This window comes from Salinisphaera sp. G21_0 (assembly GCF_017744115.1).
Classification (GTDB): Bacteria; Pseudomonadota; Gammaproteobacteria; order Pseudomonadales; family Endozoicomonadaceae; genus Endozoicomonas.
The window spans coordinates 53,798-73,143 of the sequence record NZ_JAGHQW010000017.1 but is presented as its reverse complement, the minus strand read 5'-3'; the positions used below and the strand labels follow the sequence as shown (position 1 = coordinate 73,143).

At 49.1% G+C, this 19,346-nt stretch carries 11 protein-coding genes; 8 read left to right on the top strand and 3 right to left on the bottom strand.

The annotated features are described in order from the left end of the window. Positions 1-20 precede the first annotated feature (20 nt). Positions 21-776 (bottom strand): hypothetical protein, encoded by a 756-nt coding sequence (locus tag J7439_RS09930; RefSeq protein ID WP_209201668.1) that lies wholly within the window; start codon positions 774-776, stop codon positions 21-23. Positions 777-1,005: 229 nt separating this feature from the next. Here J7439_RS09930 and J7439_RS09925 point away from each other — a divergent pair, with 229 nt between their 5' ends. The 6 genes from J7439_RS09925 (at position 1,006) to J7439_RS09900 (ending at position 12,140) form a co-directional block, all read left to right on the top strand. Further along, positions 1,006-2,004, top strand: a complete 999-nt coding sequence (locus tag J7439_RS09925) for a threonine ammonia-lyase (RefSeq protein ID WP_209201667.1) — start codon at positions 1,006-1,008, stop codon at positions 2,002-2,004. Between the two features lie 109 nt (positions 2,005-2,113). Further along, a complete protein-coding gene (locus J7439_RS27055; RefSeq protein ID WP_209201666.1) occupies positions 2,114-2,629 on the top strand; it encodes an RAP domain-containing protein in 516 nt (171 codons plus the stop codon). Between the two features lie 387 nt (positions 2,630-3,016). Next, entirely contained in the window at positions 3,017-6,382 is a 3,366-nt protein-coding gene (locus J7439_RS09915) for an RAP domain-containing protein (RefSeq protein WP_209201665.1), read from the top strand. A 201-nt stretch (positions 6,383-6,583) separates the two neighbouring features. Then, entirely contained in the window at positions 6,584-10,339 is a 3,756-nt protein-coding gene (locus tag J7439_RS09910; protein ID WP_209201664.1) for a DUF1601 domain-containing protein, read from the top strand. 299 nt (positions 10,340-10,638) lie between these two features. Continuing rightward, positions 10,639-11,031 carry a hypothetical protein gene (locus J7439_RS09905; RefSeq protein ID WP_209201663.1) on the top strand — a complete coding sequence of 131 codons (393 nt, stop codon included), beginning with the start codon at positions 10,639-10,641 and terminating at the stop codon, positions 11,029-11,031. Next, positions 11,007-12,140: a threonine ammonia-lyase gene (locus tag J7439_RS09900; RefSeq protein WP_209201662.1), complete on the top strand. Its 1,134-nt coding sequence runs from the start codon at positions 11,007-11,009 to the stop codon at positions 12,138-12,140. Before J7439_RS09905 ends, J7439_RS09900 begins: the two co-directional genes overlap by 25 nt. Positions 12,141-12,272: 132 nt before the next feature. Here J7439_RS09900 and pykF read toward each other — a convergent pair whose 3' ends face one another. Both pykF and rraA read right to left on the bottom strand, forming a co-directional pair. Then, complete coding sequence (gene pykF, locus J7439_RS09895) at positions 12,273-13,694, bottom strand: pyruvate kinase PykF (RefSeq protein WP_209201661.1); 1,422 nt, start codon at positions 13,692-13,694, stop codon at positions 12,273-12,275. A 336-nt stretch (positions 13,695-14,030) separates the two neighbouring features. Next, entirely contained in the window at positions 14,031-14,510 is a 480-nt protein-coding gene (gene rraA, locus J7439_RS09890) for a ribonuclease E activity regulator RraA (protein ID WP_209277192.1), read from the bottom strand. Positions 14,511-14,847: 337 nt separating this feature from the next. Here rraA and J7439_RS09885 point away from each other — a divergent pair, with 337 nt between their 5' ends. After that, positions 14,848-16,962, top strand: a complete 2,115-nt coding sequence (locus tag J7439_RS09885; protein WP_209201660.1) for a WD40 repeat domain-containing protein — start codon at positions 14,848-14,850, stop codon at positions 16,960-16,962. Positions 16,963-17,227: 265 nt separating this feature from the next. Then, positions 17,228-19,336: a WD40 repeat domain-containing protein gene (locus tag J7439_RS09880; protein WP_209201659.1), complete on the top strand. Its 2,109-nt coding sequence runs from the start codon at positions 17,228-17,230 to the stop codon at positions 19,334-19,336. Positions 19,337-19,346 lie beyond the last annotated feature (10 nt).

Sequence of the window (19,346 nt, the reverse complement as noted above, 5' to 3'; positions counted from 1 at the left end):
ATGGATGACGGGGCTCATTTTTAACGATGAAACATATCTCTGGCCAATTCAGGATGCACTCTCATTAGCTCGTTCTTAAATCTGTGAGCTGTTTTGTTCGGTGACGTCCTGAGTTCACTGGGCGTTGTTAACGTATCGAGAAGTGACCTGACTTTCGCTGACTTATTACGTTTACGTTGGATACTCTCAAGCTCAGTACTGGAAATAGTAAGTTTATGCACCAGATTGTTTGTCAGTTTTTTTATCTGATGAGCAAACAAGCCATCCACCGCTTTATCATAGTTCTCTACTAATTTTTGATAGTATGACGACTCCGAATTTGCAGTGTGATAAACAGTAAAGCCACTTCCTGATAATTCGTTGTTACGAAATTTATCATTGATTAATCGACGCAGGGCGGGACCATCCCCAAGGGTTGTGTGTCGGGATCTCAAAAAAGAATCGAAGTCTGCAAGAATTTCTGCTGTCTGCTGCTCTGCGTATGGCGTGCAGGGTTGTTGAGGGACAAACTTTTTACCAATGGAAGAGGGGGAAAAATTTCTTTCATGTATTGCCCTCCGAAGTGCCTGCACATCTCCGAGTGTCGACTGAGTAGAATTAATAAAGTTATTTATATCATAAAGAATCCAGACAGCACGCTGATATGCATGGGGTGAACTGAATTTCGAGTAAAAATCCTTTGCTGTTTTTGAGCTATTTCCTTTGCTTGCACCTGAATCTTGATTAGCCCGTTCAGATGATAGGAAGGCAGGTACCCCGGGAATCTTCGGAAACATTCACACAATCCTTTACATAATTATTATGACTCTATGTTTTACATAGACTTATTCTTTATGTATAAGTTCAATTTTTAAGTGATAACTGTTATAGCCCACGATATCCCGGTACCCTGGAAACCGCTCTCCCCTGAACTTTTCAGACCTCGCAGCCAATTTTGACTATCTTTTAAAAGCGATGGCAACACCAAAGCCAGTCTGCCTTTAATAAGTTAAAGATGTTGAGGTTATGTCAGCAGTACCCAATGTTAGCCAGCTTCCTGATTATCTGAAGTTAAATCATGCTTTTCAGCAAATAAGAAACAATGTGCGCACCACCCCGCTGTTAAAATCAGATACCTTGAGCGAGCTGATCAGAGGTGAGGTGCTGATCAAAGCCGAGTCTCTGCAAATTACCGGAGCCTTTAAATTCCGGGGTGCCTTCTACCGACTGTTAAATTTAACGGAGAGTCAGAAAAAACAAGGTGTTACAGCCTATTCTTCAGGAAATTTTGCAGCAGGCCTGTCAGCCGCCGGGCAGCTTCTGGACATACCGGTCAGGCTGGTAATGCCCCATGACGCCCCCAAATCAAAAGTAAATAATGCCAGGCGTTACGGCGCAGAGGTCATTCTCTGCCAATGCAATAAACCTTCCAGGGAGGAAGCTGCCAGTGCTATGGCCAGGCAAATAGCCAGAGACCACGGCGCAGTTCTCCTACACCCTTTCGATGATCATGAGATCATCATTGGCCAGGCATCTGTAGCGCTGGAGCTTCAGGAGCAGTTGGCGATGTCCGGGAAATCCTGTGATCACATTCTCTGCCCCGTTGGTGGTGGCAGCCTGGTGGCAGGATCAAGCCTGGTGTTTGGCAGCAACACCCAGGTATGGGCCGTTGAAGTGGATGGTTACCAGGGCATGGGTATTTCCCTTGAAAACGGCAGACGCTCTCGAGCCAAAGGTCATATCCTGTGTGACTGTGATGCTTTACTGGCCCTTGAGCCTGGCATTGCCAACCTGGATATCGTTCTGCAAACCGGTGTCAGAGGTATAACAGTCAATCCTCAAAAATCCCATGACGCCATCAGGCTCAGTTTTCAGGAGATGAACCTGGTGCTGGAACCCAGCGGTGCGGTGGCCATTGCCGCGATTATGGATAACCCGGCACTGTTTGAAAATAAAACCGTAGTAGCGATTGGCAGTGGAGGCAATGTTGATCCGGATAAGTACGCTTCAATAATTCAGGCATAGTACAGTTAAGTCAGGCAGCAATCCAGCTGCGAATATGATCCATTAACACCCTTGCCTCCACGGGCTTCTGCAAATAGTCGTCTGCCCCTGCAGACCGACAGCGCATAACGTGCTTGAGAAGCACATGGATGGCCTGTTTACTCGCCTGGAACATACATCGCCAGATAACGAAGAGGAACAATCCGTCATTGCCATGGCCGCAAGTTGGCTTGGCAGAGCCTGTCCGGTCATCCCCCATTACCAGACAGCCATTTCAAAACCTCAAACTGTCTTCCGCGATCAACTCCAATCATGTATTCCATCTTTGAAGATTGAAGAAGAAAAGAGTATGGACTCATTACCTCCGGTTGACCTGGTACTGCCAGATCACAACATTGCGATTGAAGTTCAGGGACCGTTTCATTATGTGGGTGGTGATTTCAAAACCAGGAATGGTTCGACTCTGCTTAAAATCGCACTGCTGAAAAAATCAGGATTTGAGGTCATTGAAATCCCGGTTTACAAGCTTTGGAACAAAGATTTAATGAAACGATGTATTGATCAAATAAAAACCAGGGTATACACCCACCACAGGGTCATGGCTCTGCATCACTTAAAAGAGGGTGGGCAGATGAGGCATACGTAGCTGCCGATAAAGGATGACAATCCTCAGATCCCTATTGCTTAGCCGCCGAAGATCATTAAAAGAGCAAATAGCCAAACCAAAAAGTAGCAAAAAGAAGAGAACAAACAGCCAGTAATCTCCTTCCTTCCATCATAACTCAAGAACCGTTCTCACATTCCAGGGAAGGAGATTTTCCAGCTTTTCGACCATATCCGCAGGTGATCCATGGGCAGATTGATCAATGGTTGCCACTGTTTGTCTTGCTCCAGATCATTTAAACATAGCGGATTGGTGGAACGTAGATGTGTTTCCCCAACCGCTTACGTTTATAAACATTTCAGCAAAATGAACTTCTGAACAGAACCGCAGTCTGCTTTTTATATTATCATGAATTAATGAAATATAATTATGGATAGAAACACTGCTGGTATCAGTGGTAAACACGCAAGACCAGGTAATGATTACAACCAACCAGATAACCATGCCGCTTCTTCAAGGCGTGGGCGATATAGACAGAGTACAGTCAGACAGCGGGGTAATCCCCCCCGCACTACCCTGGGGCGTAATGAATTTTACCATTCTTCTGGCGTATGCTCTTCTCAATCTCTACTGCGCCGTTCAGTCAACCCTGCTCAAGATTTTAATGCCCACATCAAACCAGAAATAATGGCTGGTCTGGTGAGTAAATCGGATCGTTTCGGTCATCGCTATGATGGGAGAAATCACGGGCAATATGCCAGTTCAATTAAAAAATACACGTCAGCTGCTAAAAGACCGTTAAATCGAGCGGAACAAAGCCAGCTGATACGTTTGCTGCAAAATTTTAAAGCAACACGGAGCTGGAATTGGCGAAGCCTGACGACAACACTTCATTCATTTACTTCAGCGGGTGTTTTTACCCCCCATAAACCCATAGATGAGCGTGTTAAGCTTACTCAAGCTGCCTTACTGTCAACGCTACTTGATGCAATAATATTTAACTGCAACCAAAAACCTGAAGCCAGGGATATTGATGCCCGGGGAATCGCCAACCTGCTGTGGGCCATGGCGAAACTGGTGGACAACGAACAGGAGCGGACACCAGAGCTCAACGAGGCCATAGCCGCGCTGTTTCCGCACGTGAAGGCACAGAAAGCCAACTTTAAACCACAGGGAATCGCCAACCTGCTGTGGGCCATGGCGAAACTGGTGGACAACGGTCAGGAGCTGACACCAGAACTCAAAGAGACTGTGGTCGCGCTGTTCCCCCACGTAAACGTACAGAAAGACCAATTTATTCCTCAGCATATCGCCAACCTGCTGTGGGCCATGGCGAAACTGGTGGACAACGGCCAGGAGCAGACACCAGGGCTCAACGAGGCCATGGCCGCGCTGTTGCCCCACGTGAAAGTACAGAAAAACCAATTTATTGCTCAGCATATCGCCAGCCTGCTGTGGGCCATGGCGAAACTGGTGGACAACGGCAAGGAGAAGACACCAGAGCTCAGCAAGGCCGTGGCCGTGCTGTTGCCCTGCGTGAGCGCACAGAAAGGCCAATTTAATGCTCAGGGTATCACCAACCTGCTGTGGGCCATGGCGAAACTGGTGGACAATGGGCAAGAGCAGACACCAAGGTTCAATGAAACCGTAGCCGTGCTGTTGCCCCATGTGAACGCACAGAAAGGCCAATTTAATGCTCAGGGTATCGCCAACCTGCTGTGGGCCATGGCGAAACTGGTGGACAATGGGCAAGAGCAGACACCAAGGTTCAATGAAACCGTAGCCGTGCTGTTGCCCCATGTGAACGCACAGAAAGCTAACTTTAACCCACAGGAAAACGCCAACCTGCTGTGGGCCATGGCGAAACTGGTGGACAACGGCCAGGAGCGGACTCCAGGGCTCAACGAGGCTGTGGCTACACTATTGCCCCATGTGAAGGCACAGAAAGCCAACTTTAACCTACAGGAAATCGTCAACCTGCTGTGGGCCATGGCGAAACTGGTGGACAACGGCCAGGAGCGGACTCCAGGGCTCAACGAGACCGTGGTCGCGCTGTTGCCCCACGTGAAAGTAAAGAAAGACCAATTTATTCCTCAGCATATCGCCAACCTGCTGTGGGCCATGGCGAAACTGGTGGACAACGGCCAGGAGCAGACACCAGAGCTCAACGAGGCCGTGGCTACGCTTTTGCACAACGTGAACGCACAAAAAGCTCACTTTAAACCACAGGAAATCGCCAACATAATGTGGGCCATGGCGAAACTGGTGGACAACGGGCAGGAGCGAACACCAGAACTCAAAGAGGTCCTGGTTGCGCTGTTGCCCCACGTGAACGCACAGAAAGCTCACTTTAAACCACAGGAAATCGCCAACCTGCTGTGGGCCATGGCGAAACTGGTGGACAGCGGGCAGAAGCAGACACCAGTGCTCAAAGAGGCTTTGGCCGCCCTGTTGCCCCACGTGAACGCACAGAAAGATCACTTTAAACCACAGGGTATCACCAACCTGCTGTGGGCCATGGCGAAACTGGTGGACAGCGGGCAGGAGCTAACACCAGTGCTCAACGATGCAGTGGCCGCGCTGTTGCCCCACGTGAACGCACAGAAAGACCAATTTACTCCTCAACATATCGCCAACCTGCTGTGGGCCATGGCGAAGCTGGTGGACAACGGGCAGGAGCGGACACCAGAGCTCAAAGAGGCCCTGGCCGCACTGTTGCCCCTCGTGAACGCACAGAAAGCTAACTTTAAACCACAGGCTATCGCCAACTTACTGTGGGCCATGGCAAAACTGCTGGACAACGGGCAGGAACGGACGCCAGAGTTCAATGAGGCCGTGGCCGCCCTGTTGCCCCTCGTGAACGCACAGAAAGCTAACTTTAACCCACATGATATCGCCAACCTGCTGTGGGCCATGGCGAAACTGGTGGACAACGGGCAGGAGCAGACACCAGAACTCAACGAGGCCGTGGCCGTGCTGTTGCCCCTCGTGAACGCACAGAAAGACCAATTTAATTCTCAGGGTATCGCCAACCTGCTGTGGGCCATGGCGAAACTGGGTGAACTCGTTGAGCTAAGCGTGGTTACCTCTACGTTCGAATCGCTTGTCTACAAAATCAGTGAAAACCCCCTGCTCTCTCAGCAAGACATATTGATGTCTCTCTGGGGAGTAATGGTATGCTGTGCCAGGTTGTCTCTGGTCTCGGATGCCGATAAAAATAACGTGCTTGAAAAGCACATGGATGACCTGTTTACTCGCCTGGAAAATACATTCCCAGACAATGAAGAGGATCAATCCATTATTGCCATGGCCGCAAGTTGGCTTGGCAGAGAGTGTCCGGTCATCCCCCATTACCAGACAACCACTTCAAAACTTCAGACCGTCTTCCGCGATCAACTCCAATCATGCATTCCATCTTTGAAGATTGAAGAAGAAAAGAGTCTGAACTTATTACCTCCGGTTGACCTGCTACTGCCAGATCACAACATTGTGATTGAAGTTCAGGGACCCTTTCATTACGTGAGTGGTGATTTCAAAACCAGGAATGGTTCGACTCTGCTTAAAATCGCACTGCTGCAAAAATCAGGATTTGAGGTCATTGAAATCCCGGTTAACCAGCTTTGGAACCGGGATTTAATGAAACTTATTGATCAAATAAAGACCAGCGTAGGCATCCCGCCACAGGGTCATGGCTCTGTATCACTTAAAAACGGGGGGCAGATGAGGCATACGTTACTGCCAATAAAGGATCGCAACCCTCAGATCACTGTTACTAAACCGTCGAAAAATATGTAGAAGATCAAACAGGCAAACCAAAAAGCAGAAAAAGGAAGAGAAAAAACAGCCAGTAATCTCCTCTCTTCCATCATGACTCAAAGGAGTAGATGTAGATGTGTTTCCTCAACCGCTTACGTTTATAGACATTTCAGCAAAATGAACTTCTGAACAGAACCGCAGTCTGCTTTTTATATTCTCATGAATTAATGAAATATAATTATGGATAGAAACACTGCTGGTATCAGTGGTAAATACGCAAGATCAGGTAATGATTACAACCAACCGGATGACCGTACTTCATCTTCAAGGCGTGGGCGATATAGACATGCCACAGTCAGACAACGGGAAAATCCCCCCCGCACTACCCTGGGGCATAATGAATTTTACCATTCTTCTGGCACACGCTCTTCTCAATATCTACAGTGCCGTTCGGTAAACTCTGTTCAAAATTTTAATGCCCTCATCAAACAGGAAATAATGGATGGTCTGGTGAGTAAATCGGATCGTTTCGGTCATCGCTATGATGGGAGAAATCACGGTCAATATGCCAGTTCAATTAAAAAATACACATCAGCTGCTAAAAGACCGTTAAATCGAGCGGAACAAAGCCAGCTGATACGTTTGCTGCAAAATTTTAAAGCAACACGGAGCTGGAATTGGCGAAGCCTGACGACAACACTTCATTCATTTGCTTCAGCGGGTGTTTTTACCCCTCATAAACCCATGGATGGGCGTGTTAAGCTTACTCAAGCTGCCTTATTGTCAACGCTACTTGATGCAATAATATTTAACTGCAACCAAAAACCTGAAGCCAGGGATATTGATGCCCAGGGAATCGCCAACCTGCTGTGGGCCATGGCGAAACTGGTGAACAACGGGCAGAAGCAGACACCAGAACTCAACGAGGCCGTGGCCGCCCTGTTGCCCCACGTAAACGCACAGAAAGCTACCTTTAAACCCCAGGAAATCGCCAACCTGCTGTGGGCCATGGCGAAACTGGAGGAGAACGGGCAGGAGCAGACACCAGGGCTCAAAGAGGCAGTGGCCGCGCTGTTGCCCCACGTGAACGCACAGAAAGACCAATTTAATGCCCAGGGTATCCCTAACCTGCTGTGGGCCATGGCGAAACTGGTGGACAACGGGCTGGAGCTGAAACCACAGATCAAAAAGGCAGTGGCCGCGCTATTGCCCCATGTGAACGCACAGAGAGCTGACTTTAAACCACAGGGTATCGCCAACCTGCTGTGGGCCATGGCGAAACTGGTGGGCAACGGGCAGGTGTGGACACCAGGGCTCAACGAGGCCGTGACCGCGCTGTTGCCCCGGGTGAACGCACAGAAAGACCAATTTCATGCCCAAGGGATCACCAGCCTGCTGTGGGCCATGGCAAAACTGGTGGACAACGGGCTGGAGCGGGCACCACAGCTCAACGAGGCCGTGGCCGCGCTATTGCCCCATGTGAACACACAGAAAGATAACTTTAAACCACAGGCTATCACCAACCTGCTGTGGGCCATGGCGAAACTGGTGGACAACGGCCAGGAGCGGACACCACAGCTCAACGAGGCCGTGGCCGCGCTATTACCCCATGTGAACGCACAGAAAGCTAACTTTAAACCACAGGAAATCGCCAACCTGTTGTGGGCCATGGCGAAACTGGTGGACAACGGGCAGGAGCTGACACCAGAGCTCAACGAAGCCGTGGCCGCGCTGTTGTTTTATGTGAACGTACAGAAAGCCAACTTTAAACCACAGGAAATCGCCAACCTGCTGTGGGCCATGGCGAAACTGGTGGACAACGGGCAAGAGCGGACACCAGAGTTCAAAGAGGCCTTGGCCACACTGTTGCCCCACGTGAACGCAAAGCAAGACCAATTTATTCCTCAGCATATCGCTAACCTGCTGTGGGCCATGGCGAAACTGGTGGACAACGGGCAGGAGTGGTCACCAGGGCTCAAAGAGGCCGTGGACACACTGTTGCCCCACGTGAACGCACAGAAAGACCAATTTAATGCCCAGGGTATCGCCAACCTGCTTTGGGCCATGGCGAAACTGGTGGACAACGAGCAGCATCGGACACCAGAGCTCAAAGAGACCTTGGCCGCGCTGTTGCCCCACGTAAACGCACAGAAAGCACACTTTAAACCACAGGAAATCACCAACCTGCTGTGGGCCATGGCGAAACTGGCAGGCAGCGGGCAGAAGTGGACACCAGAGCTCAAAGAGGTTGTGGTCGCGCTGTTGCCCCACGTGAACGCACAGAAAGCTCACTTTAAACCACAGGAAATCGCCAACCTGCTGTGGGCCATGGCGAAACTGTTGGACAACGGCCAGGAGCAGACACCAGAGCTCAACGAGACCGTGGCCGCGCTGTTGTACCACGTGAACGCACAGAAAGACCAATTTATTCCTCAGCATATCGCCCACCTGCTGTGGGCCATGGCAAAACTGGTGGACAACGGCCAAGAGCAGACACCAGAGCTCAACGAGACCGTGGCCGCGCTTTTGTACCACGTGAACGCACAGAAAGACCAATTTATTCCTCAGCACATCGCCAACCTGCTGTGGGCCATGGCGAAACTGGTGGACAACGGCCAGGAGCGGACACCGGGTCTCAACGAGGCCGTAGCCGCGCTGTTGCCCCAGGTGAACGCACAGAAAGACCAATTTATTCCTCAGCATATCGCCAACCTGCTGTGGGCCGTGGCGAAACTGGTGGACAACGGCCAGGAGCGGACACCAGGTCTCAACGAGGCCGTAGCCGCGCTGTTGCCCCAGGTGAACGCACAGAAAGACCAATTTATTCCTCAGCATATCGCCAACCTGCTGTCGGCCATGGCGAAACTGGTGGACAGTGGGCAGGAGCGAACACCAGGGCTCAACGAGGCCGTGGCCGCGCTGTTGCCCCACGTGATCGCACAGAAAGCTAACTTTAAACCACAGGAAATCGCCAACCTGCTGTGGGCCACGGCGAAACTGGTCGACAACGGGCAGAACCGAACCGCAGAACTCAGCGATGCCGTGGCCGCGCTGTTGCCCCGCGTGAACGCACAGAAAGACCAATTTATTCCTCAGCATATCGCCAACCTGCTGTGGGCCACGGCGAAACTGGTGGACAACGGGCAGGAGCAGACACCAGAACTCAACGAGGCCGTGGCCGTGCTGTTGCCCCTCGTGAACGCACAGAAAGACCAATTTAATTCTCAGGGTATCGCCAACCTGCTGTGGGCCATGGCGAAACTGGGTGAACTCGTTGAGCTGAGCGTGGTTAAATCCACGTTCGAATCGCTTGTCCACCGAATCAGTCAAAACTCTCAGCTCTCTCAGCAGGTAATATTGATGTCTCTCTGGGGAGTAATGGTATGCTGTGCCAGGTTGTCCCTAGTCTCCAATGCCAATAAAAATCTTGAAAAGCACATGCATGACCTGTTTACTCGCCTGGATAATACATCCCCAGATAATGAAGAGGATCAATCCATCATTGCCATGGCCGCAAGTTGGCTTGGCAGAGCGTGTCCGTTCGTCCCCCATTACCAGACAATCATTTCAAAACCTCAATCCGACTTCCGCAATCAACTCCAATCATGCATTCCATCTTTGAAGATTGAAGAAGAAAAGAGTCTGAACTTATTACCTCCGGTTGACCTGCTACTGCCAGATCACAACATGGTGATTGAAGTTCAGGGACCGTGTCATTACGTAGGTGGTGATTTCAAAACGAGGAATGGTTCGACTCTGCTTAAAATCGCACTGCTGCAAAAATCAGGATTTGAGGTCATTGAAATCCCGGTTAACCAGCTTTGGAACCGGGATTTAATGAAACTTATTGATCAAATAAAGACCAGGGTAGCCATCCCGCCACAGGGTCATGGCTCTGTATCACTTAAAAACGGGGGGCAGATGAGGCATACGTTACTGCCAATAAAGGATCGCAACCCTCAGATCACTGTTACTAAACCGTCGAAAAATATGTAGAAGATCAAACAGGCAAACCAAAAAGCAGAAAAAGGAAGAGAAAAAACAGCCAGTAATCTCCTCCCTTCCATCATGACTCAAGAACCGTTTTCACATTCAAGGGAAGGAGTGCCAGCGTTGAACACCTGTTGCGCATGAATCTTGCCCCGGATGATTTGAAAATAGCGGATTGGTGGAACAGGAGTAGATGTAGATGTGTTTCCTCAACCGCTTACGTTTATAGACATTTCAGCAAAATGAACTTCTGAACAGAACCGCAGTCTGCTTTTTATATTCTCATGAATTAATGAAATATATTTATGGATAGAAACACTGCTGGTATCAGTGGTAAATACGCAAGATCAGGTAATGATTACAACCAACCGGATGACCATACTTCATCTTCAAGACGTGGGCGATATAGACATGCCACAGTCAGACAACGGGAAAATCCCCCCCGCACTACCCCGGGGCATAATGAATTTTACCATTCTTCTGGCGCATGCTCTTCTCAACATCTACAGTGCCGTTCAGTAAACCTTGCTCAGGATTTTAATGCTCTCATCAAACAGGAAATAATGGATGGTCTGCTGAGTAAATCGGATCGTTTCGGTCATCGCTATGATGGGAGAAATCACAGTCAATATGCCAATTCAATGAGCGTGTTAAGCTTACTCAAGCTGCCTTATTGTCAACGCTACTTGATGCAATAATATTTAACTGCAACCAAAAACCTGAAGCCAGGGATATTGATGCTCAGGGAATCGCCAACCTGCTGTGGGCCATGACGAAACTGGTGGACGACGGGCAGGAGCAGACACCAGAGCTCAAAGAGGCCTTGGCCGCGCTAATGCCCCACGTAGACGCACAGAAAGCTAACCAGCAAATAAGAAACAATGTACGCACCACCCCGCTGTTAAAATCAGATGCCTTGAGTGAACTGATCAGAGGGGAAGTGCTGATCAAAGCCGAGTCTCTGCAAATTACCGGGGCCTTTAAATTCCGGGGTGCGTTCTACCGACTGTTAAATTTAACGGAGAGCCAGAAAAAACAAGGTGTTACAGCCTATTCTTCAGGAAATTTTGCAGCAGGCCTGTCAGCCGCCGGGCAGCTTCTGGACATACCGGTCAGGCTGGTAATGCCCCATGACGCCCCCAAATCAAAAGTAAATAATGCCAGGCGTTACGGCGCAGAGGTCATTCTCTGCCAATGCAATAAACCTTCCAGGGAGGAAGCTGCCAGTGCTATGGCCAGGCAAATAGCCAGAGACCACGGCGCAGTTCTCCTACACCCTTTCGATGATCATGAGATCATCATTGGCCAGGCATCTGTAGCGCTGGAGCTTCAGGAGCAGTTGGCGATGTCCGGGAAATCCTGTGATCACATTCTCTGCCCCGTTGGTGGTGGCAGCCTGGTGGCAGGATCAAGCCTGGTGTTTGGCAGCAACACCCAGGTATGGGCCGTTGAAGTGGATGGTTACCAGGGCATGGGTATTTCCCTTGAAAACGGCAGACGCTCTCGAGCCAAAGGTCATATCTTGTGTGACTGTGATGCTTTACTGGCCCTTGAGCCTGGCATTGCCAACCTGGATATCGTTCTGCAAACCGGTGTCAGAGGTTTAACAGTCAATCCTCAAAAATCCCATGACGCAATCAGGCTCGGTTTTCAGGAGATGAACCTGGTGCTGGAACCCAGCGGTGCGGTGGCCATCGCCGCAATTATGGATAACCCGGCACTGTTTGAAAATAAAACCGTAGTAGCGATTGGCAGTGGCGGTAACGTTGATCCGGATAAGTACGCTGCAATATTAGAGGCTGTCTGAGTATTCGATTGACCGGCTGGTCGTTGGGCAGGCATAACTGGTGGAAATATATCCATTCTGTGCAAATCTTGCCAGCCCTCCCCAGCAGTGGGAAGGACAGGCAAGAGGATGTAACCAGAAAGAACTCAGAAATTAATCGATCACATGCACAGAAGCAGTATTGGTAGTACCGGACTCAACCAGGGCACCGGAAACCATGACAACCAGGTCACCGGACTGAACAAAGTTGTGCTTTACCGCCAACTCTTTACCCAGCTTGTAGAAGGCATCAGTGTTTTCCTGCTGCGGTACCAGGCTGGTGGTCACCCCTTTGCTCAGACTGAGTTGGTTAGCGGTCTTCTCGGAAGAAGTCAGCGCCAGAATCTGGGCTTTAGGGAAGAACTTACGCAAAGAACGTGCTGACTTACCCTGCTCAGTGGCAACGATAATCAGCTTGGCCGCCAGAATATCTGCCGTCTTGACCGCACCACGGCAGACCGCTTGCGTGATACTGCGATAATTGTCGATCTCGGCATCGAACTCTTCAACACGCAGTTCCATGCTGCCATCCGTGCTGTTACAGATGGTTGCCATGACCGCCACAGATTCTGCCGGGTACTTACCTTTGGCGCTCTCACCGGAGAGCATAACGGCATCGGTGCCATCCAGAATAGCGTTAGCTACGTCACCGGCTTCTGCACGGGTTGGGCGGGGATTCTTGATCATGGAATCCAGCATCTGGGTAGCCGTGATAACCGGCTTACGGGCATGGTTACACTTGTTGATCATCATCTTCTGGGCAAAGATCACCTGATCAACCGGGATTTCTACCCCGAGGTCACCACGGGCCACCATGATGGCATCAGAAACAGCCAGAATGTTGTCGAAGTTATCAACGCCTTCCTGGTTCTCGATCTTGGAAATGATCTGGATTTCCTGACCACCGTTGGCATCCAGCAGTTCACGGATCTCGTTAACGTCGCTGGCTTTACGAATAAAGGAAGCCGCTACAAAATCAACGCCCTGCTCACAACCAAAGACCAGGTCAGCCTTATCTTTTTCTGACAGGGCTGGCAGGTTAACTTTAACACCGGGCAGGTTTACGCCTTTGTTTTCACCCAGCTCACCGTTGTTCTTAACTTCACAGACGATTTCCTGAGCCTTGACTTCTTTTACCGTCAGTTCAATCAGGCCATCATCCAGCAAAACCGTGTTACCCGGCTTCAGGTCAGCGGTCAGTCCGGCATAGGTAACCGCTACACGCGTGCTGTCACCAATAACAGACGTGTCGGTAGTCAGAGTAAATTCCTGTCCTGCTGTCAGCATGACGTCATCGCCATTGTGCAGTTTAACAGTTCGGATTTCAGGGCCTTTAGTGTCCAGAAGAATGGCAACACGTTTACCGGTTTCAGCCATGACTTCTCGCAGACGGGCAATACGGGCACCATGCTCGTCAAAGTCACCATGAGAGAAATTCAGTCGCATCACATTCATGCCATTGTCGACCAGTTTGGTCAGCATCTCATGGGATTCAGACTTTGGGCCGATGGTACAGACGATCTTAGTCTTTCTCACTGGAGTTTTCTCCGTCATAGGGGATTTCCGGGAGCCTGCAGGGCTTATGCCGACAGGCTCCCAGTGTGATTGACGGTCAGGTATACGAAGTCCCGACACTTTGGTGGGTGCGGATACTACCGCAAAAACGAAAGAAAACCTTGGCCTTTTTACAATAAATCCGTTGTTTTAGATCAGTATTTTCCGAAACATCGGTTAATTAATCACCAACGATAATAACTTATGAAAATGCTTGTGAAGCAGTGACTTATTATAGAAAGATTCGTTATTTATGAAGGTCTGGGATTGCCCTGTTGCAACAATGCCAGTATCGAAAGAAACAGGGCTATCGAGACATTAAACCAGTCGGTCAGCAGAAACGACAATCCCGTTCAAATCGGCATACAGGAAATGACCGGGAATGAAATCCACTCCATGAAATCGAACAGCAATATCGACATCTCCCAAGCCTTTTTTATCCGTTTTCATCGGGTGGGCAGCAAGCGCCTGTACCCCCAGCGGCAGTTGTGAAATAACTTCAACATCACGAATACAGCCATAAACAATAATACCCTGCCAACCATTACTTACGGCCTGTTCTGCCAGCATATCGCCCAGCAAAGCCCTTCTCAGAGAACCGCCGCCATCAACAACCAGCACCTTACCGTGACCGTTACTGAACACCTGCTCCCGAACCCTGGAATTATCTTCATGGCATTTAATGGTGACAATTTCGCCACCAAACATATCTCTTCCACCAAAGCTGTTAAAACCCGGATCAACTACCTGAAGGTTACCGGGGAAGTCATCACACAAATCGGGGGTGGTAAAACTCATTATTATTCTCCCATGACAATTCAGACTGGCATGATAACAAAAAAATCACGGAGAAAAGCTTTTCCTCTGTGAAACTGGTATTAATCTCTGCACAATTAAATGCCATACCATAAACGTGCAATGCCCGCTAGCGTTCGGCATTTTCCCTGTGGTTTTTTCAAACTGAACTAAAAACTCAGAGCAGGAACTTTTGCCAAACTCAGCAATCTACAGTTCAGTTCCTGAATGCTAAGACAGTTAACTACTTATTAGCAGGATGGGACAAAGATTCAAAAGGTGCTACTGATCAATGGTCGTATAAATAAACTATCTATGAGCTAGTCAGGCAGGAGTTATCATGCAACCAATAGCGCAGAGTAGTCTCAGAAGTATAGATGGAAGCGGTTTAAAAAAAGACGAAGAGGCGTTAATTAATGGCCTGAAGCCTATATCCGGGTTAGTGGCTAACTTTAATAAAAGTATCAAAGAAGCCTCAGAACCGAATCAGAATCAATCGTTCAAACGATTGAAAGAGCATTTACCACCCGGATGGACGATCAGCACAGATACCAATATTGATCATCGTAAGCTGGAAATAGTTGAATTCAGGTTTTCCACGAATCATTTATCCCCGGGCACAACGTCTCAAGAGCCTGATATCGAGACGATACATTGCGATAGTCCTATTGAGTCAGGCAATATTGACCCAGCGAAGCTTGAAATTTTTCAATGTAAGACTAATGGTCTTGAACTCCAAGTGCAAGCCTGCTTCGGTCGTGATATTCAAACTACCTGTTTCAGCCCAACAGGAAAGAATCTCTTGATCAGTGGTAGCGACAGTTTGATGGATCATAGCCTGGTAACCTGGCGACAAGGTGTCGATGGCAACTGGTCGGAGAATAACAGGCATAATGCCAAAGTTTCCAATGAGATTTTTTTCCAGTTCAACCGGTTGGAAAATACACTCTTGAGTACCTGCTCAGATGGCAGGGTCAAGGTGAGAACTCTTGATAGTGATGGCCGTTGGGAAAAATTGCTGGTTCTTGGCCACCTCCCACTTGAAGATGGCGATGAGCCGGTATCGGCAAACTTCAGCCCGTTGCAGGACAAGATTATGACCTACGATCACCGCGACGGCATAATCAATGTATTTCGAGTGGATGGTAACAATGGGTGGACCCGGCTAAACCAGCCATCAAAGATCAGGCAAATTGGGCTATCAGCACTGGAGTTCATGGCCGCGAATAATTATTTACTGACTTGCAATGGCATAAAAGCGACCATCTGGGGCTGTAGTGATCAAAGCAACTGTCTTGAGAATAAATTTGATAAAGTTTACGACAGTCCAATTGAAGATTGCCAGATGAGTTATGATGAGCAGCATGCCCTTATCCTCCCCCGGGGCAACCAGGTTTTTTTCCTGGCTCGTGATGTCGACGGCAACTGGTCACAGGTCGGAGAGGTCCGTCATTCTGAGCAAATAGTCAATCACCACAACGAGCATGTTCGCAATCGTATTTGCAAAGCCTCCCTCAATCACTCCGGGCTATATGCACTCACCCGCGATTTAGCAAATAAATCTATCATTTCCGGTTATGACGATCATGGTGCCTGGGTAGAAAAAAGAGAGATTCCGAGTTGTGATTATGCCATCTTCAGCCACTCCGGGCGTAAAGTGCTGGCCAGTTTCGGCAGTGGCTCCTTTAAAGTCTGGGATTGCAATAGCATCGGTAACAGTCTGGACAAAGGGCAACCCCTTGAGCACATCGGCAGTGACAGAGTCATCTTCAGTCCCTCAGAGAATCTGCTCCTGAGTTATGGGGTTCTGACGAATTACGTTTGCATTTGGGGTGATGACGAAGAAGGTAACCTGGTTGAGAAAGCACGGGTATGTCATCAGGGGGGGATTTTCGACGCTCGCATCAATAATCAGGAGGATAGTGTCCTGAGCGTCGGCCTTGATTACTTTGTGAAAATTCAGGGGCTCGACAGCGATGGCAAACGACGGGAGCCGCTGGTGGTTGAGCAGCAAGGAAGAGTCGAATTGTCCGGTTTTTCCCCCTCAGGTAGCTTTGCCATTATCGTTAAGGGCAACACCGCCTGCATTCTGGGACGTGACGATAATAGAGAATGGACGCAACAAGTCGTGACAAGGCTTGATGACTATCTGATCCAATTCGTTCAATTTAATAAATTGGAAAACCATTTTCTAATCTTTGGCAGCGGTTTCAAAGATCATGGCAAGCCCGGCTTTGTCCAACTCTGGGGCATTGGTGATGATGACAAATGGGCAGAAAAAGAACTGATAACACTGGATCATCCCGTTGAAATGGCCGAATTTAGCCCCGATGGTGATCATTTACTTATCCACTGCAAGAATAATAGTGGGGGTACCGTCTCGCTCAAAGGTGCTACTGCGCTACTCTGGAAGATTCCAGCCAGCTTCCCAAAGCAACCTTTGAACAGCCCCTGACAGAGTCTTTCCGCCAGATAGAGCCAGGTTTCCAGAACATAGTCCGGATTCAGGGAAACGGTATCAATGCCCTCCTCCATCAGCCAGCGAGCAAAATCTGGATGGTCGCTGGCTCCCTGGCAAATAGCGATCTATTAATCCTGTCGGCGACAGGCCTGAATCGCTATGAACAACAGCTGCTTGACTAAATTAAGAGCAGGAACTTTTGCCAAACTCAATGGTCGTATAGATAAATCATCTATATGCCAATCAGACAGGAGTTATCATGCAACCAGCAGCGCAGAGTTGCCTCAGAAGTCTAGATGGAAGCGGTTTGAAAAAAGACGAAGAGGCGTTAATTACCAGTCTGAAGCCAATATCCGGGTTAGTAGCTAACTTTAATAAACGCATCAGTGAAGCCCCTGAAATGGGTCAGAAAAAATCACTCAAACGATTGAAAGAGCATTTACCACCCGGATGGACGATCAGCACAGAGACCAGTTTTGTCAATCGAAAGCTGGAAGAAATTGTCGGGCTGAATTTTTCCACGAATCGTTTATCCCCGGGCACCACACCGCAACAGTCTGGTATCAGCACGATACAGTGCGATAGTCGTATTGAGCCGGGCAATATTGACCCAGGGACGAGTGAAATTTTTCAATGCCAGACCAATTATCTTACGTTCCAAATGAAGGCCCACTTCGGTTGTTATATTCTTCAAACCTATTTCAGTCCTTCGGGTAAGCACCTCTTCATCAGTGGTTGCGACAGTTTGAAAGATCATAGCCTGGTAAGCTGGCTACAAGACGCGAATGGTAACTGGTCGGAGAACAGCAGGACCAGGGTTGGGGCCCAGAAGATTATTCCCCAGCTTAACCGGTCGGAAAACACGCTTCTGACTATCTTCTGCCAGGATGGCAAGGTCAAGGTGAGTACACTCAATAGTGATGGGCGCTGGGTGGAGTCGCGGGTGCTTGAGCACTTGCCACTTGCAGGTGGCTACGAGCCAGTGATGGCAAGCTTCAACCCGGTGCAGGACAAGATTATGACCTACGATCAGCGCGCCGGCAGAATCAACGTTTTGCGATTGGATGGCAGCCGGTGGACTCTGCTAGACCAGCCAACAGAGATCAGACAAAGTGGGCCAAGAGCACTGAATTTCGTCCCCACGAATACTTTTTTAATGACTCAAAATGTTGAAAAAGCGACCATCTGGCACCTTAATGATCAGCGCAACTGTATTGTTCCTGAATTTGTCAAGGAGTGCGACCGTATGATTTCTGATTGCCAGTTGAGTCGGGATGAGAGCCATGCCCTTGTCCTCCTGGATAACCGGGTTTTCTTCCTGGCTCACGATGCCGACGGCAACTGGTCGCAGGTCGGAGAGGTCCATCATTCTGAGCAACCCGCAGAAATTCGCCAGGGCGTAAGTGTGCCCAACCGTATTTGCTCAGCCTCCTTAAATCCCTCAGGGCAATTTGCACTTACCCGCGATTTAGCCAGGAAAACTAAAATTTCCGGTTATGACGTTAATGATGACTGGGTAGAAAAAATAGAGATCCCGAGTTGTGATAATGCCTCCTTCACCCGCTCCGGGTGGAAAGTCCTGGCCGACTTCGGTGGTGGCTCCTTTAAAATCTGGAATTGCCGTGTTACAGGCAATCTGGACAAACCCCAAACCCTTGAGCACACAGGCAGTGACAGACCCATCTTCAGTCGCTCAGAAAAACAGCTCCTGAGCTATGGCAATGAAACGAATTACGCTTGCATTTGGGGTGATGACGAGGAAGGTAACCTGATTCAGAAAGCACGAGTATGTCATCAGGGGGGGGTTATGGTTGCTGACTTCAATGTTAAGGAAGACAGTGTACTGACCGTCGGTCATGATTGCACTGTGAAAATTCAGGGGCTTGACATAGATGGTGAATGGCTGGAGCGGCTGGAGGTTAAGCATCAAAATCCAATTGAAATTGCCCAATTCTCCCCATCAGGCCGTCTTGCATTTTCCGTTAGCCGGGACAGTACCGTCTGCATCATGGGACGAGACGATAAGGGCAAATGGACACAACAGGCATTGACAAAACCTGGCACCTGTTTGATCAAATTCGCCCAATTTAATAAATTGGAAAACCATTTTCTAACCTTTGGCAAAGATTATAAAGATCATAACAAGCCGGGCTTTGTGCAACTCTGGAGAATCGGTGATGATGGAAAATGGGCAGAAGAAGAGCTGATAAAACTGAACCATCCCGTTAAAATGGCCGATTTTAGCCCCGATGGTGATCATTTAATAATCCATTGCAAAAATAACCCCGGGGGAGTGCCCAAAGGCGACACAGTACTTCTCTGGAAGATTCCTGCCAGCCTCCCAAGGCAACCTTTGGACAACCCCTGACAGGGACTAT